The 24,473-nt window shown below is 67.4% G+C and carries 26 protein-coding genes and 1 pseudogene; 15 read left to right on the top strand and 12 right to left on the bottom strand.

The features are described from left to right. From ACFTWF_RS23675 to ACFTWF_RS23660, 4 genes and pseudogenes are all read left to right on the top strand, one after another. A pseudogene (locus ACFTWF_RS23675) lies at positions 1 to 563 on the top strand (hypothetical protein); the annotation flags it as partial. Next, the gene (gvpJ, locus tag ACFTWF_RS23670; RefSeq protein WP_378463602.1) at positions 560 to 931 is read left to right on the top strand and encodes a gas vesicle protein GvpJ; all 372 of its coding nucleotides are present in this window, start codon (positions 560 to 562) and stop codon (positions 929 to 931) included. The pseudogene ACFTWF_RS23675 and the gene gvpJ, both read left to right, overlap by 4 nt. Next, complete coding sequence (locus ACFTWF_RS23665) at positions 931 to 1,731, top strand: GvpL/GvpF family gas vesicle protein (protein WP_378463601.1); 801 nt, start codon at positions 931 to 933, stop codon at positions 1,729 to 1,731. The genes gvpJ and ACFTWF_RS23665 overlap by 1 nt, the downstream gene beginning before the upstream one ends. Before the next feature lie 193 nt (positions 1,732 to 1,924). Continuing rightward, positions 1,925 to 2,413 carry a hypothetical protein gene (locus ACFTWF_RS23660; protein WP_378463600.1) on the top strand — a complete coding sequence of 163 codons (489 nt, stop codon included), beginning with the start codon at positions 1,925 to 1,927 and terminating at the stop codon, positions 2,411 to 2,413. A 155-nt stretch (positions 2,414 to 2,568) separates the two neighbouring features. Here the strand turns inward: ACFTWF_RS23660 and ACFTWF_RS23655 are convergent, their stop codons facing one another. Further along, the gene (locus ACFTWF_RS23655; RefSeq protein ID WP_378463599.1) at positions 2,569 to 2,787 is read right to left on the bottom strand and encodes a hypothetical protein; all 219 of its coding nucleotides are present in this window, start codon (positions 2,785 to 2,787) and stop codon (positions 2,569 to 2,571) included. 667 nt (positions 2,788 to 3,454) lie between these two features. Further along, a complete protein-coding gene (locus ACFTWF_RS23650; RefSeq protein WP_378463598.1) occupies positions 3,455 to 3,712 on the bottom strand; it encodes a Rho termination factor N-terminal domain-containing protein in 258 nt (85 codons plus the stop codon). Between the two features lie 597 nt (positions 3,713 to 4,309). On the opposite strand from ACFTWF_RS23650, the gene ACFTWF_RS23645 reads away from it, so the two are divergent. Next, positions 4,310 to 4,432 (top strand): hypothetical protein, encoded by a 123-nt coding sequence (locus tag ACFTWF_RS23645; protein WP_378463597.1) that lies wholly within the window; start codon positions 4,310 to 4,312, stop codon positions 4,430 to 4,432. On the opposite strand, the gene ACFTWF_RS23640 is transcribed toward ACFTWF_RS23645, so the two are convergent. Beyond that, a complete protein-coding gene (locus tag ACFTWF_RS23640) occupies positions 4,419 to 5,177 on the bottom strand; it encodes a TetR family transcriptional regulator (protein WP_378463596.1) in 759 nt (252 codons plus the stop codon). The genes ACFTWF_RS23645 and ACFTWF_RS23640 overlap by 14 nt on opposite strands. 371 nt (positions 5,178 to 5,548) lie before the next feature. Further along, positions 5,549 to 6,196 carry a phosphate signaling complex protein PhoU gene (gene phoU / locus ACFTWF_RS23635; RefSeq protein WP_378463616.1) on the bottom strand — a complete coding sequence of 216 codons (648 nt, stop codon included), beginning with the start codon at positions 6,194 to 6,196 and terminating at the stop codon, positions 5,549 to 5,551. A 289-nt stretch (positions 6,197 to 6,485) separates the two neighbouring features. On the opposite strand from phoU, the gene ACFTWF_RS23630 reads away from it, so the two are divergent. Continuing rightward, positions 6,486 to 6,869: a hypothetical protein gene (locus ACFTWF_RS23630; protein ID WP_378463615.1), complete on the top strand. Its 384-nt coding sequence runs from the start codon at positions 6,486 to 6,488 to the stop codon at positions 6,867 to 6,869. 15 nt (positions 6,870 to 6,884) lie between these two features. Here ACFTWF_RS23630 and ACFTWF_RS23625 read toward each other — a convergent pair whose 3' ends face one another. After that, positions 6,885 to 7,211, bottom strand: a complete 327-nt coding sequence (locus tag ACFTWF_RS23625; protein ID WP_378463595.1) for a MerR family transcriptional regulator — start codon at positions 7,209 to 7,211, stop codon at positions 6,885 to 6,887. 275 nt (positions 7,212 to 7,486) lie between these two features. Between ACFTWF_RS23625 and ACFTWF_RS23620 the strand changes: the two genes are divergently transcribed. From ACFTWF_RS23620 to ACFTWF_RS23600, 5 genes are all read left to right on the top strand, one after another. Further along, a complete protein-coding gene (locus ACFTWF_RS23620) occupies positions 7,487 to 7,630 on the top strand; it encodes a hypothetical protein (protein WP_378463594.1) in 144 nt (47 codons plus the stop codon). Positions 7,631 to 7,681: 51 nt separating this feature from the next. Then, positions 7,682 to 7,828 (top strand): hypothetical protein, encoded by a 147-nt coding sequence (locus ACFTWF_RS23615; RefSeq protein WP_378463593.1) that lies wholly within the window; start codon positions 7,682 to 7,684, stop codon positions 7,826 to 7,828. A 44-nt stretch (positions 7,829 to 7,872) separates the two neighbouring features. Continuing rightward, positions 7,873 to 8,787, top strand: coding sequence for a SigB/SigF/SigG family RNA polymerase sigma factor (locus ACFTWF_RS23610; RefSeq protein ID WP_378463592.1), 915 nt, complete (start codon positions 7,873 to 7,875; stop codon positions 8,785 to 8,787). Positions 8,788 to 9,590: 803 nt separating this feature from the next. Further along, positions 9,591 to 10,097, top strand: coding sequence for a DUF4383 domain-containing protein (locus ACFTWF_RS23605; protein ID WP_378463591.1), 507 nt, complete (start codon positions 9,591 to 9,593; stop codon positions 10,095 to 10,097). Between the two features lie 94 nt (positions 10,098 to 10,191). Next, the gene (locus ACFTWF_RS23600) at positions 10,192 to 10,818 is read left to right on the top strand and encodes a TetR/AcrR family transcriptional regulator (RefSeq protein WP_378463590.1); all 627 of its coding nucleotides are present in this window, start codon (positions 10,192 to 10,194) and stop codon (positions 10,816 to 10,818) included. On the opposite strand, the gene ACFTWF_RS23595 is transcribed toward ACFTWF_RS23600, so the two are convergent. From ACFTWF_RS23595 to ACFTWF_RS23575, 5 genes are all read right to left on the bottom strand, one after another. Beyond that, complete coding sequence (locus tag ACFTWF_RS23595) at positions 10,768 to 11,847, bottom strand: PDR/VanB family oxidoreductase (protein ID WP_378463589.1); 1,080 nt, start codon at positions 11,845 to 11,847, stop codon at positions 10,768 to 10,770. The two genes, ACFTWF_RS23600 and ACFTWF_RS23595, sit on opposite strands and share 51 nt — an antisense overlap. Next, on the bottom strand, positions 11,844 to 12,749 hold the full coding sequence (locus tag ACFTWF_RS23590; RefSeq protein ID WP_378463588.1) for a metal-dependent hydrolase: 906 nt from the start codon (positions 12,747 to 12,749) through the stop codon (positions 11,844 to 11,846). Before ACFTWF_RS23590 ends, ACFTWF_RS23595 begins: the two co-directional genes overlap by 4 nt. After that, the gene (locus tag ACFTWF_RS23585) at positions 12,733 to 13,671 is read right to left on the bottom strand and encodes an alpha/beta fold hydrolase (RefSeq protein WP_378463587.1); all 939 of its coding nucleotides are present in this window, start codon (positions 13,669 to 13,671) and stop codon (positions 12,733 to 12,735) included. Before ACFTWF_RS23585 ends, ACFTWF_RS23590 begins: the two co-directional genes overlap by 17 nt. 343 nt (positions 13,672 to 14,014) lie before the next feature. Then, positions 14,015 to 15,682, bottom strand: a complete 1,668-nt coding sequence (locus ACFTWF_RS23580) for a SulP family inorganic anion transporter (RefSeq protein ID WP_378463586.1) — start codon at positions 15,680 to 15,682, stop codon at positions 14,015 to 14,017. 1 nt (position 15,683) lies between these two features. Beyond that, positions 15,684 to 15,941, bottom strand: a complete 258-nt coding sequence (locus tag ACFTWF_RS23575) for a hypothetical protein (protein ID WP_378463585.1) — start codon at positions 15,939 to 15,941, stop codon at positions 15,684 to 15,686. 284 nt (positions 15,942 to 16,225) lie between these two features. Here ACFTWF_RS23575 and ACFTWF_RS23570 point away from each other — a divergent pair, with 284 nt between their 5' ends. Next, entirely contained in the window at positions 16,226 to 18,565 is a 2,340-nt protein-coding gene (locus ACFTWF_RS23570) for an arylsulfatase (protein WP_378463584.1), read from the top strand. Positions 18,566 to 18,850: 285 nt separating this feature from the next. Continuing rightward, on the top strand, positions 18,851 to 19,780 hold the full coding sequence (locus ACFTWF_RS23565) for a recombinase family protein (RefSeq protein ID WP_378463583.1): 930 nt from the start codon (positions 18,851 to 18,853) through the stop codon (positions 19,778 to 19,780). Positions 19,781 to 20,045: 265 nt separating this feature from the next. Here the strand turns inward: ACFTWF_RS23565 and ACFTWF_RS23560 are convergent, their stop codons facing one another. Next, on the bottom strand, positions 20,046 to 20,951 hold the full coding sequence (locus ACFTWF_RS23560) for a LysR substrate-binding domain-containing protein (RefSeq protein WP_378463582.1): 906 nt from the start codon (positions 20,949 to 20,951) through the stop codon (positions 20,046 to 20,048). Positions 20,952 to 21,022: 71 nt separating this feature from the next. On the opposite strand from ACFTWF_RS23560, the gene dapA reads away from it, so the two are divergent. Together dapA and ACFTWF_RS23550 are read left to right on the top strand one after the other, a co-directional pair. Then, complete coding sequence (dapA, locus tag ACFTWF_RS23555) at positions 21,023 to 21,940, top strand: 4-hydroxy-tetrahydrodipicolinate synthase (RefSeq protein ID WP_378463581.1); 918 nt, start codon at positions 21,023 to 21,025, stop codon at positions 21,938 to 21,940. Positions 21,941 to 22,056: 116 nt separating this feature from the next. Continuing rightward, a complete protein-coding gene (locus ACFTWF_RS23550) occupies positions 22,057 to 22,836 on the top strand; it encodes a GntR family transcriptional regulator (protein WP_378463614.1) in 780 nt (259 codons plus the stop codon). 63 nt (positions 22,837 to 22,899) lie between these two features. On the opposite strand, the gene ACFTWF_RS23545 is transcribed toward ACFTWF_RS23550, so the two are convergent. Continuing rightward, positions 22,900 to 24,222 (bottom strand): MFS transporter, encoded by a 1,323-nt coding sequence (locus ACFTWF_RS23545; RefSeq protein ID WP_378463580.1) that lies wholly within the window; start codon positions 24,220 to 24,222, stop codon positions 22,900 to 22,902. Positions 24,223 to 24,473: the final 251 nt, after the last annotated feature.

The following is a 24,473-nucleotide window of genomic DNA, read 5'->3' as shown; positions in this document are numbered from 1 at the left end:
ATGAACCGGAGGACGAGGGCGAGAGCGAAGACACCGCCGAGTACGAGGACGAACAACCCGAGGACGAAGAACCGGAGGACGAGGGCGAGAGCGAAGACACCGCCGAGTACGAGGACGAACAACCCGAGGACGAAGAACCGGAGGACGAGGGCGAGAGCGAAGAATCCAGCGACGAGACCGATGAGGGCGAGAGCGGCGAGGAACCCGACGAGGCGGAGGAGGAGCCCGAACCACCTCGGCGTCGTCCCCGTAAGGCCGCCGCGAAGAAGGCCGCCGTGAAGTCGACTCGGACTCCGGCAAAGCGCACCCGGACCGCGTCGAAGTCCACCGGGGCCACGAAGTCGACCCGGGGCGCGGCGAAGTCCACCGGGGCCGCGAAGTCGACTCGGGGCGCGGCGAAGTCCACCGGGGCCGCGAAGTCGACTCGGGGCGCGGCAAAGTCGACTCGGGGCGCGGCAAAGTCGACGCGGACCGCCGCGAAGTCGACCCGTAGCGGGACGAAGTCGACCGGGGCCGCGACGAAGAAGGCACCTGCGCGGCGCAGGAGAGGAGCATCGGCATGACTACGGCAGGTGGACCCAGCTCGAGCAGTCTCGCCGACGTCATCGACACCATCCTCGACAAGGGCCTCGTGATCGACGCGTACGTGCGGGTCTCGCTGGTCGGCATCGAATTGCTGACCATCGACGCCCGCGTCGTCGTCGCGAGCGTCGACACCTACCTGCGGTTCGCGGAGGCGGTGAACCGGCTGGAGATCGGTAGTGAACCGAAGGGGTTGTCCGAAATCGTCTCGGGCGGCTCGGAGCACAAGACGAAGGGGGCACTCGAAGCGGCGGGGGACAAGCTCGGCGGCCTCCTCGGCGGCGACGACGAAGAGGAAGAACCGGAACGGGAACGAGTGTCGCGCAAGTCGACTCGAGGTGACAGGTGATGGCCGCATCGGAGAAGGCCGACAAGGCAGGTGCGGGGGAGAAGAAGAAGACCACCGGGGTGTACGTCTACGGCATCGTCCCCGCAGACCTCGAACCCGAACAGGACGCGACCGGCGTCGCGGACGGCACGGTGAGCGTGGTCGCGCAGGGTGAGATCGCGGCGCTGGTCAGTGAACTGTCGGTCGACCGCGCCCTCGGCACACCCGAGGACCTGCAGGCCCATGCGGACGTGCTGGACGGGACGGCCCGGGTGGCGCCGGTGCTGCCGCTGCGGTTCGGTGCGGTGCTCAGCGACGCCGACGCTGTGAAGGAGGAACTGTTGTCGGCGCATGCGGACGAGTTCGCGTCCGCCCTCGAGCAATTGGAGGGTAAGGCCCAGTACGTCGTCAAGGGTCGGTACGTGGAGAAGGCGATTCTGCGGGAGATCATCGACGAGAGCGACCAGGCCGCGCAACTGCGGGACGCGATCCGCGACAAGTCGGAGGACGCCGGCCGGGACGCGCGGATGGCCCTGGGTGAGCTGGTGAGCAACGCGATCGTCGCCAAACGCGACGAGGACACCCGCAAGACACTCGAGGCGCTCGAGGATCTCGTCGAGTCCGTCAACATGCGCGACCCCACGCACGAGGTGGAGGCGGTGCAGGTGGCGGTGCTCGCCGACGTCGAGCGTCAGGACGAGCTCGAGAAGGCCGTCGGGCAACTCGCCGAGAACTGGGACGGCCGGGTGGAGATGAAGCTGCTCGGACCGCTCGCGGCGTATGACTTCGTGGTGACACAGAAGCCGGACGGGCAGGGCTGACCTCGTCGAACAGGAAGACGCCGATTTCCGTGACCGGGTCACGCGCGACCGTGGGGTCCGGCAACGTGTCGGTCGCGCGCGGCGGGGCGGCCTCGTCCGGCACCGAGTGGGTGGCGGTTCGCGAGAGGTCTGGCTGCAGCGCGGGGCACCGATACCCGGTGTGCTGTGCAGGGTCGCGGGGAATCCGATAGTTATGGGCACAAGCGGCGCCGACGGGGCCACGGCCACGATGGGGGGCAGGTTGCTGCGACTGGCCGCCGACCGCGACATCGACCACCTCTCCCGCGAAATCTCCCTGTTGTGCACCCGGCCCAGCCCGGGCGCCGGCGATACCTCGCCGTCGTATGCGACCGTGCTGGAATGGGTCGTCCGGTCGATCGTCGAGGTGGTGCTCGCGCGTCTCGGCGCGGTCGGTCCGGGGGAGATGTTCATTCTGGAGGTGCGGGGGCAGGACGGCAGCACCGTCGATCTGGACGCGTTACCGGCGTCCGGAAGGTGGGTGCTCTCGATCATGTCGGCGTTTCTGGCCGAGTACACCGCCGAGGGGCGACGGCAACTCGCCGCCGCCACCGCTCATCCCGACCCGTACTGGCGCGCGGAACTCCTCACCGACACCCTGATATGGCTCGACTACGTCCTCGGCCTCGATCTGCCCGACCCACCGGATGTCCCCACCCGGTGAGCATCTGGACCTGTGCCCCGATTCACGCCGCCCGCGGGGGCATCGACACGATGCGTGAGGCCTGCACCGACCCGCGAAACCGCCGTCGAACGGGATGGACGCGATGGCGTCGCCGGACCGGCGATGTCCGCCGTGCCGAAGGATATGGGGTGAGGTCAGTTCAGTCGCCGCATCTCGAGGACGGTCAGCCCGAGGGCGTCGAACCGGGCGAGCATGCCGCGCAGGTCGGTGGGACTGTCGATCCGCCCGTACAGGGTGGTGGTCTCCCCGGTGGTCCGATCGCCGACCTGCAGTTCGGGAAAGGCCGCCACGATCTTCTCCGAGAGGACACCGCCGATCCGGAACGCATACCTGACATTGTCGGCCCGGTCCACGACGTCATGGTGGGCTCCTTGTCCGGTCGAGTCTCCCGCCGGCGACAGCAGCTACCCATGTTCATGAAGGACGGTCGGCGGTGCGTGTTCGTCGGCGCTGTCCACACTGGCCGAACCGACACGCCCGCGCCTCACCCGGCGGGAGTGAACCTCCCACCGCTACCGCATCGGGACGAATCTGTCCCCTGACCGTCCGGAAACCAGTCGGCGCCGCGAGGCAGAAGGGATATGAGGACGGCGACGGTGGAGGTGAAGATCATGCGCTCGAGGCATTGCGGGTGGCGCGCACACCCACAACAAGCGGGCTCGGACCGAGAGGCATTGCGCAGCAACCGGTTCAATCTCCGAATCTTCCGTGGTGACGTGAACGGCAACAGCGTGAAGCCACTGCACCGAGGTGCCGGGCGGGCGCCCGTCATGGCCGGATGTGTCCGGCTTACCGTCCGGGATTACTCCGTCGCCTTCCTGCGGAGACCGGGTGGCGTGGTGTCGAGCCTGAACCGGGCCGGATTCGCATGCTCGCGCCTCCGCACAGGTCACGGTGGCGGCGGGTCACCTGCCGCATCCGGTTCCTCACGGACGGCGGCATGCTCTGGACCGCGGACGGGTCCGGGAGGCTGAGGTGGTGCTGCCGGTAGGGGCGATGGGCGCTGCTGCGGATGCTGACTCAGTGGTTGCGCAGCGCGTCGATCAGTTCACCCTTCCTCTTGGAGGAATACCCCGACAGGCCGACCTCTTTCGCCTTCTTCTTCAACTCGTCGACGGTCCAGTCCTCGTACGACGAGGACTTACCGCCCTTGCGGCCGGTACCGGACCGGCCCCGCTTGGCGGCCGTATTCGCGATCCGCGCCGCCTTCTCCTTCGACGCACCATCCTTCCGTACTTCCTGGTACACCTTTTCGTCCTTGATCGATGACCGCGGCATGGTGTGTCCTCCCTCGCGTGGATCGGCCTGCGTACCGGATACCCGCTTCGTCGCGCCTGTACCTGGCCCGGTTCGCTGACTTCAGTCGTGCCGCAACCAGGAAAAACTGATGCCTCACGCGCTGCCAGCGGATACCCGCCACCCGATATCGGTCCCCGGGGTTCCGGGGACCATGCGCCCGGGCATCCCCTTTTGCGCGAATGTGCTCACATCGCGGGGTCTCGACGAGCGAGGGGCGAGGAACCGCTACCTGTCCCGGACACCGAGCCATTCCGCACCGCGCCGAGGAGCGGCGTGGAGAGTGCGCGCCCCGATATCGTCCGGTCAGCGACGCATCGTGTCCGACGGTGACTCGCCGAACCGTTCCTTGTACTGCTGATCGAAATGCTCCGCCACCAACCGTCGCGGCTACCCGATCGTCGGCACTCCGGAACAGTGCGCCGGAACCACGGAGGGTCGACGCGGCCCGGACCGACCAAGCCTTCCTCTCGAACTGCGGAAACCCGCTCTCGGTGACGGCGGCCACCAGGGCCGTCGCCGGACACGATCCGGCGGCCTGCTCGTCCACGCCAGGTTTGCCTCGACGGGACCGCCGACATGGACATCGACCCCGCCACCTTCACCGAGTTCGTCGCCGGCCGCGTCGGTGTCCTCGACCATCGCGTCAAGGACGACATGAAACGGTTCAAAGACGTGGTGGAGAACCCTAGTGGTGCATGACCGTCGGCGGCTCGCCCTGTCGGCGCGGGCGGGTCAGCGGGGCCGGCCGCTTTCCGTTGTTCGGCTGGCGTGGGCTACACGGTGATGCCGACAGCGGTGATGCCGGGCCGCGGCCGCGAGCCCGCGCCACGTGCCGGGTGACGAGGCGCCGGAAGTGGTCGAGTCTCGTGGGCTCGACCAGGCCGGGCAGCAGCAGTCCCCAGGCCCCGGTCAGACGGGCGGGCAGATCATCGACCCGGCCGGTGACGGCGGACAGCAGGTAAACCCCGACGAAGGTGTCCACCAGCAGCGACGCGATGGTGTCGGGGTCCTCGGCGCGCAGATCGCCCTCGGCGAGGGCGCGGCGGGCGAGTTCGCGGTAGTCGGATAACCAGGTGGCCAGCAGGGTCGGGTTGCCGCCGGGACGGTCCGGGTGTTCGGTGAGCAGGTGGAACGTCGCCTGAAACGTGACGTCGGTGACGGCCGGATCGAGCAACAGACACGAGATGCCGATCAGCGCGTCGAACGCCGGAACCGGTGCCTGGAGAAGGGGTCTGCACGCGATCCGGAAACGGGTGCTGCCCGCCTCGATGACCGCGCGGGCGAGTTCGTCCTTGGAACCGAAATGGTCGTACAACGCGCCCCTGCTGACATTCGCACCGGTGACAATGGTGTCCAGCCGGGCATGCGCGTAACCGACACGGATGAATTCCGTCGCCGCCGCGAAGAGCAGCGCCTCACCGGTGATTTCCGCCCGCTTCTGCAATTTTCCTGGCCTTCGACCCGCGTCCGCCCTCGTCACCGACCCCGTCGGCACACACCCCGCAGTGCACGAGCGAGCCCGGCAGGCGTCGTGATGCACCCCGCACCAGGGGGATACCCGGGCGGGCCCGCGTCAACCGCGCAACCAGACCAGACGGTCGGCTCCCGCGGAGATCGGAGGCTGTCAGTGTGCTCGGGAAGCGCGACGTTCGGGGTGGCGCCGCTCGATCAGCGGCGAGACGGCCTCGAAGCCCGGGGGGTGGACCACCAAAAGTCCGTGCCGCCACCACGAGCCGCCGATCGACGACGACAGAGTCGAACCCTGCTGCCACCGTCGCTCTGCCGGCAGGTTCGGCGCAGCGTCGCCTGGCGGACCTACTGGGGCAGCTGTTGTCCGGTCGCGAGGAAGATGACCCGCCGGCCGACCTCGACGCAGTGGTCGCCGAAACGTTCGAAGAAGCGGCCCAGCAGGGTAGCGTCGACGGCCTCGATGGTGCTGCCGCCCCAGCCCGGTTCCTGGATCAACGTGAGAACGTCGCGATGGAGGTCATCGAGGCCGTTGTCGGTGACATCGAGCGCGAGAGCCAGGGCCGGGTCGCGGGTCTGCAGCACCAGGGCGGCGGCGGTGGCGAGTACGCCGGCGAGGCGTCCCATGGAGATGAGAAGATGCTGCGTCCGGTCCTGCGCTACATAGTGGGGGTGTCTCCGGCGCACGCTGTCGGCGATGTGTTCGGCGAGATCACCCATTCGGCTCAGGTCCGACACCAGGAACACGCCGGTGACGACCTGCCGCAGATCCCGGGCGACGGGCGCCTGCAACGCCAGCAGGGCCATCGCCTGGTCCTCACACGGCCCGCGCAGGGCGCCGATCCGCTCGTTGAGGCCGAAGACCTTCTCGGCCAGGGTCAGGTCGGCCGCGCTGAGGGCGTCGGTGGCCGTCGTGACGGCGTCACCGGCCAGCCGGCACATCGCGGTGAGCTGGTCGAACAGTGCGTCGAGCTGATCGTGAAACTTCGTCCGCATCCACTCATCATCACGCACGATTCCGCGCAGCTTCGCATTGAGCACTGTGGCGGCCGCATCGATGGTCACAACGGGCTCCCTTCTGCTGGTATCACATGAACGAAATGAATCTGCAACGACAGATATAGATTTTGCGGCTCGCGCCCCTCATGCCTGGTCTGCGGCGGCGGGAACGTGCGCGTGACGTAATCTCGGATCCGAACCGAACACGAACGCCGCCCCGGGCCGGGTTCGTGGAGGTGTCGTGGCCTCCCATCGCCACGGCCTCTGCGCGAGAGACGAGAAGACGGTGCCCCGCACGCAGGAACACACCGACCGGTACCGCGACGCGCTGACCGCGCTCGCCGCGGCCACCCAACGGCCGGCGAATGTGGTCAACACCGGTGCGGGCTATGCGATCCGGGTGGACTTCGAGTTCAACCGGTACCTTCTCGCATCCAACGCCGCCGACGGACTCGACGACAGCGCCGAGGACGCGTCCGAGTGGCGGGTCAGCCTGTTCCAGGGCGGTACGGACGGCACGTCCGACGAATTGCTGGCCACCGCCGGGCACGGGTGGCTGGTCGACGCATTCGACCTCGCGTTCGCCGACGTTCGGGCCCAGGGTAAGTGGCAGTCGGCCGACGTCTCGTTCGACGAGTTCACACCCGCCGACGACCAGTCCGCGAGATAACCGGGACTGCGCCGCTCAGGCGCGGTCCGGGACTTCGGATCGGACGAGTTCCTCGAGTTCGGCGTTGCGCGCCGCCAGGGCCGCGTTCTCGGCTTCGAGCCGGAGGATCTGGCCGATGCCGAGGAGATTGACTCCGGCGGCGACGAGTTCGGTGATCTTCTGGAGGCGCGCAACATCGTCCTCGCTGTAGCGGCGGGTTCCGCCGCCCGTCCGGGTGGGCGTGATCAACCCGCGCCGCTCGTACAGGCGCAGCGTTTGCGGTCCGATACCGGTCAGCTCCGACGTGACCGAGATCCCGTACACACCTCGCTGCGAACGAAGCAGCATCGGGGAAGACGTCACCGGGACTCCCTTCTTCTCAGGGCGCATCAACCTTAGCAAGGTGTGGGGGACACAATGTGGCGCGGGGGGCGCAGGTTCTCTCCTGGAATGCGCGCACCGCCGTACCCTCCGCCGTCACTCTTCCTGTGGTCCGGCACTCGATTCGAGTCGACGCTTCGGGCCAGACCCACAATCTTGCCGATTCGGCTTGAACTTCCCGCCCGACCTCTGTAGAACAAATCTATATTCGCCAACGCAGATTAGTTCTCACGCCGAGCTCGCACGAAGGAGAACAGATGTCCACCCACGACCTGCAGACCACTCCCCACGACGGCGACGTCCTCGTTCTCGGCGCCGGCAGCGGCGGAGCGATCGCCGGTGGCCTGATCGCCACGCTGGCCCTGAGCGCGTTGACCCTGCTCTCGTCCCTGCCGACCTGATCGGCCCACGCTCCCGCGACCATTCCCCCTTCACGACAGGACATCGCGTTCATGCCCGCCCACTTCGCATCCCACACCTCCACCACCGGCACTGCCGCGCGAGGCGGAGCAACGATGAGCACCGAGGAGATCAAGGCCCGGATCGAGGCGATGTTCGCCGACGAGGCCACCGACACGTCCCCCGCGCTCGTCGAATAGCGGCGCCTCTAGCCGATGACGGCCGATCCGAGAAGGGTAGAGCCATGACTGCGACCATCCCGCTCGTCGAACCCTCGCTCGACATCCGAGCCATCCCCACGCAGTCGAAGCCGCCGCATCGCCCGAAGCCCGTCGCCGCCCCGCCGCGAGAAGAACGACGGCAGCCGCGACCGAACACCGGACGTCGCGAGCCGGACCACTACCGGGACGTGCCCACGCAATGTGCGGCCCTCGGCAAGCTCGCGGCCACCGACCCCCGCCGCGGAGTACTGCGGCAGCGGCTGATCGAGCGGTGCCTGCCGCTCGCCGAGCACATCGCCCGGCGGTTCCACGGCCGGGGAGAACCGCTCGACGACCTGATCCAGGTGGCCCGGCTCGGCCTGGTCAAAGCGATCGACCGGTTCGACGGCCGGTGCGGGACGAGCTTCCTGTCGTACGCCGTGCCGACGATCACCGGCGAGGTGCGCCGCCACTTCCGGGACACCGGCTGGACCATGCGGGTGCCGCGCAGCATGCAGGAACTGCACCTCTGCCTCGCCAAAGCGACCACCGAACTCACCACCACCCTCGGACGGGCGCCCACCGCAAGCGAATTGGCGGAGACTCTGGGAATCGACAAAGACGACGTGGCGCAGGGACTCCGGGTCTCCGACGCCTACAGCACCCTGTCGGTCGACTTCCCGCTCGGCGAGAACGAGCGTCCGTTGTCGGAGACGATCGGCGAACTCGACCCGTCCCTCGCCCACGTCGAGGACCACGTGATCCTCGAGCCCCTCCTGAGATCCCTTCCCGACCTCGAGCGGACCGTCCTCGTCCTGCGCTTCTTCGGCGACATGACCCAGTCGCAGATCGCCGCGCGGGTGGGAGTCTCGCAGATGACGGTGTCCCGGCTACTGACCAAGACCCTGGCGGACCTGCGCGGCAAACTCGCCGACGCCGACGGCCAGATGCTCGGGTAGCCGGACAGGGAGTCCGAATTGAGCGGATTGAGGACCTTCCAGTCTCCCGGCTGGACGAGAATCGATCCTTTGAGATCACGCATCCTGACAGCTGTCCTGCCGCATTGAACATGAGGGACGACCTGCCGGTTCTGCGTCCAGGTCCTGGCGCCGCAATCGGACTCGGGTTGGTCGGGACGCTGGTGTGGACCGCCGTGAGCGTTCTCGGCGCGGCACCGCCCCCGACCCGAGAGCGAAGCGTGAACGAGAAAGCCACCGAGCGGACGCGCGCGCTCGCGGCGGCGATGAAGAAGCAGGAGGGTGATCTGTCCGGAGAACCAGGAACGGGCGGCCGCATACCCGATCCCGGATCGGGCGACACACGAGGACCCGGCTGAGCTTCGCACCATCGCCTCGACAACGCGTGTCGAAAAACCCTCCTTCAGGGGCATTGTCGACACATGCCGCACGGCCCTGCACCGCGTGTCCAGCGCAGGCCAGAACCCGGCCACGACTGCGGCACTGCGAGATCCACACCCCTGACGTGGACTGCGGACTCGTGTTCGAGGTGTGTGTCGCGATCGCTTCGAGATGGCGAGGGATTCATCGCGTCGTGTTCATCGAACTGTGTTGATACCCGGCACGTCCTCGGATTGTGGCGTTCGGGTCGTGGTGTCTGATTCGTCAAGGTCTTGCCACCCTCGCCGATGAATGACAGTATATGTAACTAATAGTTACATATATGGAAAGGCATCCAGCTATGACGATCGCTGCTCGCTCCCGGGTGGAATTGTTCCGGGCGCAACCCGAGAGGCGGTCGTGACGTGCTGTTCGTTCCTTTTCGTGCCGGGGCGCTGCGATATGTTCACGCGGTCTTCGACACCCCTGTGCAGTTCGTGGCGTTTTTGTTCGGGGCGTGGTTCACCGCGAACGGGGTGATTGCCTTCGGCATCTACCCGGACATGGCGTTCGGCGGGTCGATGCACTCGTGCACCATTGATTTCCTCGGGTTCATCCCGGTCACGGTGAACGGCTGGCATGCCTTGTTCCATCTACTCACCGGCCTGGCCGGGCTCGTCCTCGCGACCCGCCGTGTGCGCGCAGTGACCTATCTGCGGCTGTGCGGGCCGTTCTACCTGATCGTCGCCGCACTCGGTTTCACCGGCGGCTATCACGTGCTGGGCATGATGGCCGTCGACACTTTCGGCAACGTCGTCCACACCGTCGAGGGCATCGTGATGCTCACCGCGGGCGCACTCGCCACACTCGGGCCGACACCGTCGTCGGCCGCACGTGCACAGTCCGCCGCGGGCCAACGCGACCGGGGCTGAACGGACGGCTTGATCGGACGGTCGTCCGCGTGCAGAGTGGCTCGGTGTGACGACGAGTACCGGCAGGGCGCGTGACCCGCAGCAGGAGCGGGGCGTGGCGACGCGGTTGAAGCTGCTCGACGCGGCGGTGCAGTGTCTGGCCGAGCTGGGGTGGCGCGACACGACGGTCACGGTGGTCACCGACCGGGCCGGGGTGAGCCGGGGCACGGTCCAGCACTACTTCGGTGACCGGAACGGGTTGTTCGAGGCCGCGATCGAGCATGTCGCACAGACGCGGTTGGTCGAATTACGTAGCCGCGCGGCAACATTCCCTACCGGTACGGGGCGAACCCGGGCGGTGGTGGAGGGTTTCGTCGAGCTGCATCTGGGACCACTGTTCGGGGCCACGCTGCAGTTGTGCGTCGCCGCGTCGGCCGATCCCGTGCTGCGGCCGAAGGTCGCGGCGATGGAGGAACAGATGGGCAGGCAAGCGTTCTTCGCCGCCGCCGAGTTGCTCGGTGTCGATCCGCGTGACGAGGCGGTGCGGACGACGATTCAGGCGTTCCTGGATTCGGCGCGGGGACTGGGCCTGGCGAGTTTCCTCGGCGACGACGCCGCACGACGCGCCGGGGTGGTCGCCCGGTGGGCCGAGTTGTTCGACACCACCCTGCGCCGGCCCGACGGCGACCGGTCAGAGGTCGAGGACGAGCCGACCGGCGGCGCTGCGGGACACACAGGGTAGAAACGCTCCCTCTTCGAGGTCCCGGTCCGACAGTGCCCGGCCGCGGTGATCCGGGGTCCCGGCGACCACCCGGACGCGGCAACTGCCGCAGAAGCCCTGCCGGCACGAGTAGGTGACGTCGCGGCGCACTTCCCGGAGCACGTCGAGGGCGCTGCGATCGGCGGGGACGTCGAGCACGGTGCCGTCGGCCAGTTGAACCTCGAACGGGGCGCCGTCGACGATCGGTGGGGGTGAGAATCGTTCGTAGTGCAGCCCGATCGTGCGGCGCGGGGCGAGGACGGTGCGCAGCGACTCGATCATCGGGGCCGGACCGCAGCAGTAGACGCTGGACGAGTCCGGGAGGTCGCCGAGGAGGTCGGCGGCGGAGGGGATGCCGTCGTCCTCGTCGCAGCGCACCCGCACCCGGTTGCCGAAGTCGGTAAGCCGATCGAGGAACGCGAGTGAGTCGCGGGTGCGGCCGGTGTAGAGCAGCGACCACTCGACGCCGAGCCGGTCGGCGGCGGTGACCATCGGCAGGATCGGTGTGATGCCGATGCCACCGGCGACGAACCGGACCGCGCGGGGCCGGAAGGTGTGACCGCCGAGGGCGAGGGGGAAGGCGTTGCGGGGTGGGCGGGTGCGCAGCTCGGTGCCGACCCGGACACCGTCGCGGATTTCCTGGGACCCACCGCCGTCGGGGATGCGCCGGACCGCGATGCGGTAATGGCTCGGGTCGGCGGGGTCCCCGCACAGCGAGTATTGGCGGACCCGCCCCGACGGCAGCGTCAGGTCGAGGTGGGCACCGGGATACCAGGCCGGAAGCCGTTGGCCCGCTGTCGGTTCGAGGCGCAGGCTGACGACGTCGCCGTCCGCGGTGACGACCGTGCGGTCGGTCACCACGACGGGGACGACGGTCGGCGTTGCGGGCGCGCGACGGTCCGGGACGGGGATGCGGTGCAGGAGTTGCACATACCGGTCCGAGAGTCGATCGATCGCCTTCACCAGCCGATCCTCGCGGTGGTGTCGGATGCCGGTGGGCAGGCGCGTCACGGCGTCACCGTCCGGGTGTCGATCTGCGCGAGGTACGCCAGCGCCTGGCTCATGGACCCGGTCTGTTCGGGGGTGTAGGACGGACGGAGGTATCCGGTCATCGCGCCCAGGACCTCCCGCCAGGTCGGTAGCAGGCCCAGTCGGCCGCCGCGCAGGATGTCGCGGACGGTCCTCAGCCGCGAGCGCGGGGCGCGTGGGTCGGAGGTGATCAGGAACCACATGCACCGTGCCGACAGCAGCACGGTGACCGGCACCGTGACCGCCATGGCACGCAGCCGACGCCGGTACGAGGGGTCGAAATACAGCGCGACGTCATGGGCGACGTTGCGGTGTTCCATCTCCTCCGCCCCGTGCCAGCGCAGCAGGTCGGTGAGGTTCGGGTCGGCGCCGAACTCGTCCCACGTGTTGTTCAGTGCGTAGTGGCCGAGGAACGCGGTGACGTTCTCCAGTGCCGCGACGATCGCCAGGCGCTCGATCAGGTATTGCCGTTGCGCGGTGGGGTCGGCCAGCGCGCGTGGTCCCATCGACTTCCGCAGGATCCACTGTGTCTGGGCGACAACGGGTGTGGCGTCGATCCCGTGGGTGAGCAGGAAGTCGCGGATGGCACGGTCGTGGGCGTCGGCGTGAATGGACTCCTGTCCGATGAATCCGAGGATGTCTTCGCGCAGCCGGTCGTCCTCGACGAGGGGGAGTGCCTCCTCGAAAGCGGTGATGAAGAACCGCTCCACCTCCGGGAACAGCAGATGGTAGGCGCTGACCGCGTGGGAGGCGACGGGGTGCCCGGGGATCCAGTGGAGCGGGCTGGCAGACAGGTCGAACTCGACGTGCCTGGCGCGCAGGGCAATCGGGCCGGGGTCGATCACGTCGACCGGTGGGCTGGATTTCCTAGAGGCGAAGGCCATGGGTGCTCCTGGTGTCGAGAGGCGCGGTGCCGATGAAGTCGGTGACGAGTGCGCCCACGGTGTCGGGGTCTTCGAGGTGGAGGAAGTGCCCGGTCGCGGGCACGATGTGGGTGCGACTGCCGGCGGGCAGGACGGCGCCGGCCCGCGCTCCGAGGTCGACCACCCCGCAGGTGTCCGTCGCGCCGTGCAGGTACAGGGTGCGCACCCGTGCCCGGCCGAACGCGGACCGTTGCTCCTCGGCGTACTTGCCGATGCGGTAGAACGGATTCCACAGGGCGCGGTAATACGCGAACACGGCCCGGCGATGATCGGCGTCGGGTATCGCCGCGAGTGCGGCCGTCAGATCGGACCGGTGGTCGTATCCCGGCGCCCACAGCCGCCACAGGATGCGGATCAGTCGTTCCCCGAAGCGGCGGGGGAGTCCCGGAATCTGTGCGGCGGCCATGTACCAGCTGCGCGGCAACTGGCGGAAGATCAAGGGGGCGTTGCGTGGCCGCGGCGGCCAGAACACCGCGCGTACCGCGGGCAACGGGGGCACCGCCAGCAGCACGACCGCCGCGAATCGGTCCGGGGCGCGGTGCGCGACCCCGCTCGCGATCGCCGCACCCCAGTCGTGCCCGACCACGACCGCCCGGTCGTCGCCGCCGAGCGCGTCGTGCAGGTCGGTGACGTCCCCGATGAGCCCGCCCAGCTGGTAACTGTCGTCGGCCGGGACCTCGGTGGGGGCGTATCCACGGTTGTACGGGGCGACCACCCGCCATCCCCGGTCGGCGAGCTGCGGCCCGAGGTGGCGCCAGGTACCGGCCGAATCCGGAAAGCCGTGAAGGAGAAGGGCGAGCGGGCCGTCGTTCGGTCCCCAAGTCAGTGCGCCGAACGTCAGCTCCGGGGTCCGGATCGTGATCGTCTCGGGGTGGCGGGTCATCGGTACTCAGGCATCGGCGCGGTGACGCCGGCGCCGAAAGCTGCGTCTGCCATGGGTTTACTCCTCGCGTCGGTCCCACATCAACGAACCATGCATGGGTGAATGGTTTTGCCGAAGTGTAGTGCACTCGGAGTTACATGTAAATTGGGCGGAGTGGCTCGCTCGGGCGCCCGTAAGTCGTTTCTGTACCGTGAGGGAAATGCCGCACCCCGAGGCCAAGAGCGCACAGGTGCCTGCCGTTTTCAACAGCCATCTCGTCGGCATCGACCTCGGTGACAACCGACTCGTCTCCATCGCCGAGTAACAAACCCAGGCGTGGCTCGCGTCGACCTGACCGAACGCATCACGGGTGTGCCGCCGCGACGGCCTCGTCGATCGTGGCGAAGATTCGGCCCTGCGCCTCGAATGACGTTCCCTGTCCGGTGCGTCGCACGGTGTCGAGGTTCGAGGGCGGCAGTTCCGCGTAGTACGTGCTCACCCCGGCGTCGGACAGTTCCCGGTCGAGGTCGAGGAAGTTGCGCATGACGGTGACCGAGAGCTTCTGCAGTCGTGAACAGTCGAGGATCAGGGTGCGAGGAACTACCGTCGGGTCGCCGCCCTCGACCACGCCGAGGCGCTGACGGATGGCGATCGTGTTCGCCCGTACGTTCGCCGTGTAGAGGCCGACGTTCACTCGCAGCACCAGCGGGTCGGCGGGCGCCGTCGGGGCGTCCTCGTCCCCTGCCCGCCATTGCCCGTGCGCATCCTTTTGCAGTTGCACCACGTGTGGTCGGTTCAACTCGCGGAGCACGAGATACAGCGTGAACGCCACTCCGACCGCGACCGCGGGCAGGAGCCCGGCCCCGAGGCCGACCAGTGCCGTCGCCAGCGCCACCCAGAATTCGGTGCGATCGATCTTCCAGAACCGGACGAAGGCCTGGAGGTCGACTAGGCCGAGCGTGGCTACGACCACCATCGCGCCGAGGGTCGCCTGTGGGAGATCGCTGAGCACCGGGGCGAAGAACAGGGCGACGAGCACGGCCAGTGCCGCGGTCACCAGCCCCGCCAGCTGTGTGCGCCCACCCGCCCGCACCGCGACCGCGGTCTGCGAGAAACCGCCCGCCGGCGGCAGCGTGTGGAAGAAGGCGCCGGCGACGGATGCGGCGCCGTTGGCGAGCAGTTCGCGGTCGCTGTCGATCGGCGGTTCGTTCTCCCGGCGCACCCCGCGTGCGACGGATACCGTCTCGAGGAACGCCATGACCGCGATTGCCAGCGCCCCCGGGAGCAGGGCGGCGACCTCGGCGAGCGGTGGGATACCGGGAACGGGAATCCCGCGCGGCACCTCCGGAATCAGTGCCACTCCGCGATCGTCGATGCCGGCGAACGCGACCAGAAGAATTCCGGCGGCGGCGACGACCAGCGGCCCGGGCACCCGCGGTACGAATTTCGCCATCGCGTACAGCGCCGCGATCGATGCGATCGACAGGATGACCGTCGCCGGATCCGTGTCGCCGAGCTGCCGCAGCACCGACCTCACGACTGCGAGGAACCCGGTGGCGTCCGGGTCGGACGCCACCCCGAGAAGCTTCGGAAGCTGGCTCGCTGCCACCGTCAACCCGACGCCGGCCTTGATCCCGGACAGCGTGGCCTCACTGATGTTCTCGATGATGGCACCGAGCCGGAAGGCTCTGGCCGACAACAGGATCACACCGACGAGGAGGGTTAGGGTCATCAGTGCGGACTGGGCGTCGTCGGAGCCGGCAGCGATCCCCGCGCCGACCAGGGTGGACGCGGTCAGGGTGGCGATCGTCGAGGTCGTGGTGACGCTCGCGGTCCGCGACCCGCCGAGTAACGCGTAGACGACCACCGGAACCATGCACGTGTAGAGGCCGATCTGCACCGGCATGTTCGCGATCGTCGCGTACGCCATCGCCTGCGGTACGACTACCGCACCCGCGCTCAGGCCCGCGACGACATCGGCGCGCAACCACTGCTTCCGGTAACCGACCAGAGTCGGTGCGAGGACCGCCACACTAATCCGAACGTTCGGACGCGACCACCACCAGGCACGCGCCGTCGGAGTTACCGGCCGCCAGCAATGCCTTGCCACCGTAACGACCCCACACCCCGCCGAAGCCTCTTCCTGCGCTCCGTCTCCGAGGAGGGCCGTTCAGATCTGCACTGACGGGGAGCGCGACCAGCCAAATGTCACCCACCGCGATGCGCATCGCCGGGTGACGTCCCGGCGCCGACTCGATGTCCAGGTGGGTCCGGCGATTCTGTTGATTCATGACACCCTCCAACCGGATCGGAGACGTCGCCTGGCAGATGTCCCGCACCCCATCGTCGTATCTCGGGCCCATCACAGGGTGCCCTCTCCAGCATTGAGCGGCCTTTCCTTCGACACCTCACCCTCACCAGGTGAAGTCACCGTGGCGTGCAGGTGGGGAGTGATGCGTTGCCCGGTTCACCCGTGGCGGGTGATTCGAGGTTCATGTGCGGAGGGAAACGTGGCAGGTACGCGTCCGGTGGGACACGTCATGGGTGGGTTGCCTGCGGTCGAGGGGACAAGGTGATGAGTCATCAGTTCAAGGGCACGATCAATCTCGACGTCAAGGATTCGACCGAGGACTGGGGCGCATTTCTCGCGAAGAAGGCTCCGCAGGGAGCGCCGAACGTCCTCGTCGTGCTATACGACGACACCGGGTGTGCTGCCTGGTCCCCGTACGGTGGCCGCGTGCAGATGCCGACGATGGATCGTCTCGCGCAAAACGGGCTGACCTACACCCAGTGGCATACCACCGCGCTGTGTTCGCCGACGCGGTCGACATTCTTGACCGGCCGCAATCATCACCAGAACGGATTCGCGTCGATCTCCGAGACCGCGCTCGGCTTCCCCGGCTACAGCTCGCACATTCCGCCGGAGAACGCGCCGATGGCGACGGTGCTCCGTGACGCCGGCTGGAGCACGTTCTGGGTCGGGAAGAACCACAACGTGCCGGTGGACGAGTGGACGATGGGGGCATCGAAGAAGAACTGGCCGCTGGGGATGGGGTACGACCGGTTCTACGGATTCATCGGCGGAGAGACCAACCAGTGGTATCCGGATCTGGCCGAGGACAACCACTACACAGCTCAGCCGTATCAGCCTGAGGACGGGTACCACCTGTCGAAGGATCTGGCCGACAAGGCTCTGGAGTTCATCCGCGACAGCAAGCAGACCGAACCGGACAAGCCGTGGTACCTGTGGTTCTGCCCGGGTGCCAACCATGCACCGCACCACGCTCCACAGGACTACATCGACAAGTACAAAGGCGTCTTCGACGACGGCTACGAGGCGTATCGGGAGTGGGTGCTGCCGCGGATGATCGAGCGCGGGATCCTGCCCGACGGAACGGAACTCACCCCGCTCAATCCGATGCCGGAGGGCACCTTCACCCCCGGGGACCTGGTCCGCCCGTGGGATTCGCTGTCGGAGGAGGAGAAGTCCCTGTTCTGCCGGATGGCGGAGGTGTTCGCCGGGTATTCCGAGTACACCGACGCCCAAGTGGGGCGAATCATCGACTACCTGGACAAGTCCGGACAACTCGACAACACGATCGTCTTCTACTGCGCCGACAACGGTGCCTCGGGTGAGGGCAGCCCCAACGGTTCGGTCAACGAGAACAAGATCTTCAACTCCTATCCCGACCGAATGGAGGACAACCTGCCGCTGCTCGACAAACTGGGCAGCCCGGACACATACAACCACTACCCGACGGGGTGGGCGGCAGCGTTCTCCACGCCGTACCGGATGTTCAAGCGCTACACCTACCAGGGCGGGATCGCCGATCCCCTAGTGATCTCCTGGCCGGCCGGCATCTCCGCCCGCGGACAGGTGCGCCACCAGTACCACCACTGCACCGACATCGTCCCGACCATCCTCGACTGCTGCGGCGTCCCGATGCCGAAATTCGTGGCCGGTGCCGAGCAGACTCCGCTGCCGGGGATATCGATGAAATACAGCTTCGACGCCGATCCGGACACACCGACGCGCAAGGTCACGCAGTACTACGAGATGTTCGGCCAGCGGGGAATCTGGCACAAGGGATGGAAAGCAGTCACCGAGCACGGTCCGATGAGCGGTCGAGGCGATTTCGGCACCGACACCTGGCAGCTGTTCCACACCGACGCCGACCGCTCGGAAGCACACGATCTCGCGGCCCGACACCCCGACAAGGTCGAAGAGATGAAGGCCCTGTGGTACGCCGAGGCGGGACGCTTCGATGTGCTCCCCCTCAATAGCTATCCCATGACCGGACCCGGCGTACTGGAGTTCTTCTCCCGCCAATACCACGTGGCCACACCGAAAACCGGAACCTACACCTACTACCCAGGTACCTCCGAAGTTCCCGAACACTCCGCCGCCAACACCCATCTCGGGTCGTTCAAGATCCTCGCCGAGGTCACCATCGCCGACGCCGCCGCGCAGGGGGTGATCTTCGCTCAGGGATCGCGGTTCGGTGGCCACGCGATGTTCCTCAAAGACGGCAAGCTCGTCTACACCTACAACTTCCTCGGCATCGGTGATGAGCAACAATTCGTTGCCGATGCCCCCGCGCCCGGGACTTACATCCTCGGAATGGAATTCATCAAACAGGGTGTCGGTACGTATCAAGAGCCGACCGGCACCACCAGGCTCTATATCAACGACACCATGGTCGCCGAGGGTCCCATGAAGACGATGCCCATCCAATTCTCCCTGTGTGGTGAAGGACTGTGCATCGGCTACGACGGCGGTGACGCCGTCAGCCGGGCCTACACAACGAAATTCGACTTCACCGGAGGCGAGATCGCCCACGTAACGTTCGATGTCGCCGACGAAACCTACCTCGACGCCGAAACGCGGCTCGCAGCACTACTCTCCCGCGACTAACCCCGCTCACGCCTACGCCACACCGCCCGCCCACGAGCACTTGCCCCATAGCGCGCGCCAGCACAGCTGACATCGCAGTGCTGTGGGTTTGATCCCGATCCGGGATCACCGCAGAACGGTCCACACTCACGGACTCGACGAGCCGGCCCCTCCTGTCCACAACTTGTCGAGAATCGATCATTTCTCGACACCCGCACTGAGCAGTGGTTTCGCCACCAAAAGTGCGTCGACAACTCGTGTCGAGAAAGTATGTCGAAAAACCTCCGAAAGAAGTATTTTCGACACATGTTGATCGGCTACGCACGCGTGTCCACCGCAGACCAGAACCCCGACCACCAGGTCGACGCGCTGCGCCGCGCCGGGGTGGCTACCGCGGACATTCACGTCGACCACGCGGGCGGGGCGAAGGCCTCACGTCCGCAACTGGATCTGGTGTTGCGGCGGCTCCGCGAGGGCGACGTCCTCGTGATCACCCGGTTGGACCGGCTGGGGCGGTCGATGCTGCACCTGATCACCCTTGGCGCCGACCTGCGCGAGCGCGGCATCGGCCTGCAGGTGCTCGAGCAGGGCATCGACACCGCCACCGCCGAGGGCCGCGCCATGTTCGGGATGCTGTCGGTCCTGGCAGAATTCCAGCGCGAGCTCATCGTCGCGAACACCCGCGACGGCCTGGCTGCCGCCCGGGCCCGCGGCCGCAAGGGCGGCCGGCCCTCGAAGCTCAGCAGCGACCAGATCGCACTCGCGCAACGCCTCTACGCCGCCGGTGAGCACACCGTCGCGCAGATCGCCGCCATGCTGAAAGTGCCGCGCACCACCGTGTACGGGCATCTGAACACGCGGCGTGCACCCGCACCGACCGAACCGGAACCCGCAGCGGTGCCGGCGACGCGGTCCTCCCGCGCCTGTCCGACGTGTGGGCACGAACCGACGACCCGCGCCGAGGCCGCGCACCAGCGCGTCGACCTCGCGGTGGACTGGTTGCATCCCGATCCGGATGGTCAGGGCACACCGATCGGCCGACACCACTGTCGGCATTGCGAACCCACGGATTCGGCCTTTGACGTCGCCTGCTCGATCTGCGGCGACGGTCCCATCCTCACCGGATCCCTCGCCGATAGCGCATCCACCGGCGGCATTCCGGATTCGGTGCTGCACTGGTTAACCAACTCCGGGTGGGCCACAACCCCGGTGCTCCGGTGTCCCGATCACATCTGACGTGGGCTTCGGGCCAAATTCAACAAGCGTGTACTGATACCGCTGCCGACCTGACGGTCTCGATCCGGTTCTCGACAACGGTGAGGGCGACCTCGTGCAGGGGTGTGTTGGCGTGCTGGGGACCGCTGGGGTGGGGATGGTCATGGCCTGATCTGCTCCCGCCGTTCGTCAGCTTCACCGAGGTCGCGCCGGTGACGATGTTTGATCGGCGCGGGTGGAGGGGCCAGAGGAAAGCCGCCGGCACCTTCCCCGGTGCCAGCGCTCCTTATCCCGCCCGTGAACGCTGGTGGAGGTGGTGGGTTGCGTGGTGTAGTTCGGCGCTGACGGCGGCGTATGCCGGGTGGGAGCGACTTCCGTCGCGGTAGGCGATCCGGGTTCGTCTGCCGATGGGGAGGGGGGTGAGTGCAACGTCGATGGGGGCGTCGGTTGCACCGAGTTGGGGGATCAGCGCCACGCCGGCTCCGGCGGCGACGAGGTGCAGGGTCGTGGGGTAGTCGTCGATGTGGTGGGTGATGTGCGGTTCGAATCCGTGGGATTGGCAGCTGCGGATGGTCATGGTGTGGCAGAGGGTGCCGGGGTTGCCGACGATCCAGTGGCTGCGGGAGTGGCTGCGGATCGCGGCGTCTTCTGCTGCTGTTGCCGGGGTGGACGCCAGGTACACGTGTTCGTCGAGGAGTGGTTCGAGGTCGATGCCAGACCCCATGGTGGAGGGGACGTTGTCGTATTCGTGCACCAGAGCGATGTCCAGATGGCCTCCGCGGAGCAGGTCCGGCACGTCGGCGGGGTCGACCTCGGTCACCGTCACCGCCACGTTCGGTGCGGTGCGGCCGATTTCCCGGAGTGCGGGGAGCACGATCGGCCGCAGGGCGCTCGGGAAGGCGCCCAGGCGAACGGGTCCGGACGGGTGTGCATCACTGCCGGCGAGTGCGGCTTCGGCTCGTTCGAGGTCGGCGAGCACCTGCTCGGTGTGTTCGACGAGGACAGTCCCGGCCGGGGTGAGATGGACCCGGCCTCCGGTGCGGGTGAGGAGGGCGCGGCCGGCCTCGCGTTCGAGTGCGGAAATCTGTTGCGACACCGCGGATGGGGTGTACGAAAGTGCTTCTGCCACTGCGGCGAGGGTGCCGCGGTGGGCGAGTTCGCGGAGAAGTCTGAGCTTGCGAATGTCGAGCATCAGAACAGCTTACGGGCGGCATCATAAAGAGTAACTGGATCTTTGATGGAATGGCCGGAGAGACTGGGTGCATGACCTTCGCTCCGTCAGGAATTTTCGTCCCCGTCATCACGCCCTTTTCTGCCAGTGGTGAACTCGTCGCCGTCGACTTGGAACGCCTTGCGCACCAGGTGATCGAGGAGGGGGCGGCCGGGGTCGTCGCGTTGGGGACGACGTCGGAGTCGTCCACCCTGAGCCCGCGGGAACGTCGGGAGGTGGTGCGGATCTGCGGTCGGGTGTGCCGGGAGCACGGTGTCCCTTTGGTGGTGGGGGCGGGTTCGAATGACACGGTCGGCACGGTCCGTGCGATCGAGGAGCTCGGTGAGAGCGCCGATGTTGCGGCTGTTTTGGTGGTGGTCCCGTACTACACCCGTCCGTCCGAGGCGGGGGTGGTGGCGCATTTCGAGTATGTTGCGCAGCGGAGCCCGCTCCCGCTGATTGTGTACAACGTTCCGTACCGCACCGGCCGGCAGTTGGGCTGGCGGTCGATCCTGAGTCTGTCGGAGCATCCACGGATTGTCGGCATCAAGCAGGCGGTCGGCTCGGTGGACACCGACACCGCCCGGCTGCTCGCCGGGTCTGCGGATACGTTCGCGGTGCTCGCGGGGGAAGACGCCCTGGTCGCGCCTTTGCTGGCGATGGGCGCGGCGGGAGCGATCCTGGCGACGGCGAACGTGTGTACACGGGAGTTCGTCGAATTGTTTCAGTTGTGGCGCAGCGGGAGCCTCGCGGAGGCGCGGGCTCTGGGGAACCAGCTGGTCGCTCCCGCGTGTGCGCTGATGTCCGAGCCCAATCCCACCGTCATCAAGGCCGTTCTGCATGCCCAGGGCCGGATATCGAGTGCGACCGTCCGGTTGCCGTTGCTGCCGTCGGGAGAGTGCTCGGCGATTGTCGGCGCGCTCGACCAGCTCCGCCGCAGATCGGCGGAGCGCACTGCCGCGGCGCGGTAGAAGCCGGTGGGGGCCGGCGGCCGGTGTGTGTTCGGCACGGGCGCTGAGCGTGTCGATACACTCTGGGGCACGGGTCGGGCGGGTGCCCGTGCGGCGGAGGGGAGGGATTTGCTGTGGTGGTTCCCTCTCGTCACGAGTACGTCGCGGGGGAGCTGCGGGCCCAGATCTTGCGTCGGGAGTTCGCGGTGGGGGATTCGTTGCCCAGCGAGAGCGCGTTGGGTGTCCGGTTCGGGGTGTCGAGGGGGCCGGTGCGGCAGGCGTTGGGGACACTGAAGAACGAGGGCCTGATCGAGCTCAGCCGGGGTAAGCCGGCAATTGTGCGCAGCGGGGATGTCATGCAGACGCTCGATACGTTCACCCCGTTTTCGCAGTGGGCGCGCCGGACGGGCCGTGCGGCGGGGAGCAGGACCGTCGAGGTGTCCCGGCGCCGGGCGACCGGTGCGGCGGCGGCCGCGCTGAATCTGACCGGGGACGATTTCGTGGTCGAGGTACTCCGGGTTCGGCTGCTGGACGGCGAGCCGACGATGGTCGAGCGCAGCAACTTCACCGATGCGGCCGGCTCTCTGTTGTTCGAGTTCGATACCGATTCCGGGTCGATCACAGATTTTCTGGCGTCGCGGGGGGTGCGATTCGAGTCGATGCGGCACGTGCTCGATGCCGTCGCCGCCGATCGTGGCGATGCCGAGAACCTCGGCATCGACGAGGGCGCTCCGTTGCTGCGTGAGCGTCGGACGTCGTTCGACGAGCACGGTGTCCCGTTCGAGTATGCGGACGATCGGTATCGTCCGGACCTGGTGGCGTTCAGCATCGTCAATGCTCGCACGATCGATCCCCGCACGGTGGATGTGGATGTGGCGGAGTGGGATCCCGCTGCCGAGGACACGGTCCGAACCTGAGGTGTGACTCGACGGTCAGGATCGCCGAGGCGGTGGCCTCGGCGATCCGATGGCGTTCGGGTGTCACTCGGCGGCGGGCATCCGGTTCCAGTGCGGCAGCAGCAGGAGCATCGCGAGGAATGCGGCGACCGCGAATCCGTAGAACAGTGTCGACGTCGTGAGGTAGCCGGGGAGCAGGCCGCCGAGGATCGCCCCGACCGAACCGCAGCCGTTGATGATGCCGCTGGCGGCGCCGGCGTGCTTGGAGGTACCGAAGTCGACCGCCGACACGCAGGAGATCATCGCGTCGGCGCTGTAGATGGTCAGGCCGATGACGGCGAGGACCGCGACCATGACCCACGCCTTTCCGGTGCCGGTCAGGGGAGTGAACAGGGCCAGGATCGTGACCAGCGCGGCCAGGCTCAGCACACACGCCGGGATGCGCCGGGCGTGGAACAATTTGTCGGAGATGCGGCCGATCACCACCGGGGCGATGACCCCGGCGACGCCGAAGGCGATCGGGATGACGACCGCCTGGAGGTGGCCGGTGTTGTGCAGCCGTTCGGCGACGATTACCGGACCCCACAGCAGGATCGCGTAGCGGGCCGGCTTGAGGAGGAAGTAGGCGGCGCCCAACGTCACGACCATCCGGTCCTGGATCACGGTCAGGAAGGTTTGTCGTACCGATCGTGCGGGTTCGGCGATGGCCTCGGAGGAGGACTTCTCGTCGACGAGCTGCGCGGCATCCTGCGCGTGATATTCCTCGATCGGGGGCAGCCCGACATCCTCGGGACGGTTCCGCTGCAGGAAGAACACGAGCAGGAACACGATCAGCACGGTGAGTGATCCGGTGAAGAACGCGGACCGCCAGTTCCCGAACACGCTGTACGCGACCCAGCCGAGCACCGGAGCGGCGACGAGGCCCCCGAAGGCGTAGTTGGTGCTCCAGATGCCGAGGATGCGGCCACGTTCTCCGATGGAGAAGAACTGGGCCATGTTGTTCAGCGTCCCCGACCACCCGGTGGACTGGGCGAGGCCCTGGACGATCATCAGCGGAAGGAGGAAGAGCAGGGTCGGGGCGAGGCCCATGAACATGGTGGCGATCGCCGAGATGGCCAGGCCGCCGAGCAGTACGACCCGCGGGCCGTACCGGTCCGAGACCGAGCCCCAGGCGAATTGCCCGCAGGCGTAGGCGGCGAGATATACCGCATCCAGATTCGCGAGGGCGCCCTTGGTCAGCGTGGTGTTGACCAGGGGGTCTTCGAGGATGCCGAGTTTGGCGACGGAGAACGCCTGGCGGCTGAAATAGAAACCGGCGTAAGCGATCCAGGTGATGGCGAAGATCTGAATGCGCCAGCGCCGATAGAGGGGGACGGTCTCTTGTGGGGTCACGAGTGTTGGCGTCATGATGTGCACCTCGAGGTGAAGGTGAACCGGCCCGGACGAGGCCGGTGCACGCGTGTATGACCTGCCGAGAGGGAACCGATCAGGGGCGGTAGGTGGCAGGTTGCCGCCGGATCGGGTGGTGCCCGTGATGGGACGGGCGGCCATCGAGGGATGGCGGGTGCGGGGTCCGCTGGCGCAGGTGGGGCCATCGGAGGGACGAGGACCGTGCCGTCGGGACGGGCTGGGTGCCGGCGGCACGGTCGTCGTCAAGG

This window comes from Rhodococcus sp. NPDC056960 (assembly GCF_042674125.1).
Classification (GTDB): domain Bacteria; phylum Actinomycetota; class Actinomycetes; order Mycobacteriales; family Mycobacteriaceae; genus Rhodococcus_F.
The sequence above is the reverse complement of the archived record's forward strand: the minus strand, read 5'-3'. Positions and strand labels throughout refer to the sequence as shown.

Coding starts and splice junctions, on each gene's coding strand:
- gvpJ (WP_378463602.1), top strand. CDS start 560: ATGACTACGGCAGGTGGACCCAGCTCGAGCAGTCTCGCCGACGTCATC.
- ACFTWF_RS23665 (WP_378463601.1), top strand. CDS start 931: ATGGCCGCATCGGAGAAGGCCGACAAGGCAGGTGCGGGGGAGAAGAAG.
- ACFTWF_RS23660 (WP_378463600.1), top strand. CDS start 1,925: ATGGGCACAAGCGGCGCCGACGGGGCCACGGCCACGATGGGGGGCAGG.
- ACFTWF_RS23650 (WP_378463598.1), bottom strand. CDS start 3,712: ATGCCGCGGTCATCGATCAAGGACGAAAAGGTGTACCAGGAAGTACGG.
- ACFTWF_RS23645 (WP_378463597.1), top strand. CDS start 4,310: ATGGACATCGACCCCGCCACCTTCACCGAGTTCGTCGCCGGCCGCGTC.
- phoU (WP_378463616.1), bottom strand. CDS start 6,196: ATGCGGACGAAGTTTCACGATCAGCTCGACGCACTGTTCGACCAGCTC.
- ACFTWF_RS23620 (WP_378463594.1), top strand. CDS start 7,487: ATGTCCACCCACGACCTGCAGACCACTCCCCACGACGGCGACGTCCTC.
- ACFTWF_RS23615 (WP_378463593.1), top strand. CDS start 7,682: ATGCCCGCCCACTTCGCATCCCACACCTCCACCACCGGCACTGCCGCG.
- ACFTWF_RS23610 (WP_378463592.1), top strand. CDS start 7,873: ATGACTGCGACCATCCCGCTCGTCGAACCCTCGCTCGACATCCGAGCC.
- ACFTWF_RS23590 (WP_378463588.1), bottom strand. CDS start 12,749: ATGGCCTTCGCCTCTAGGAAATCCAGCCCACCGGTCGACGTGATCGAC.
- ACFTWF_RS23585 (WP_378463587.1), bottom strand. CDS start 13,671: ATGACCCGCCACCCCGAGACGATCACGATCCGGACCCCGGAGCTGACG.
- ACFTWF_RS23575 (WP_378463585.1), bottom strand. CDS start 15,941: ATGAATCAACAGAATCGCCGGACCCACCTGGACATCGAGTCGGCGCCG.
- ACFTWF_RS23570 (WP_378463584.1), top strand. CDS start 16,226: ATGAGTCATCAGTTCAAGGGCACGATCAATCTCGACGTCAAGGATTCG.
- ACFTWF_RS23565 (WP_378463583.1), top strand. CDS start 18,851: ATGTTGATCGGCTACGCACGCGTGTCCACCGCAGACCAGAACCCCGAC.
- ACFTWF_RS23560 (WP_378463582.1), bottom strand. CDS start 20,951: ATGCTCGACATTCGCAAGCTCAGACTTCTCCGCGAACTCGCCCACCGC.
- dapA (WP_378463581.1), top strand. CDS start 21,023: ATGACCTTCGCTCCGTCAGGAATTTTCGTCCCCGTCATCACGCCCTTT.
- ACFTWF_RS23545 (WP_378463580.1), bottom strand. CDS start 24,222: ATGACGCCAACACTCGTGACCCCACAAGAGACCGTCCCCCTCTATCGG.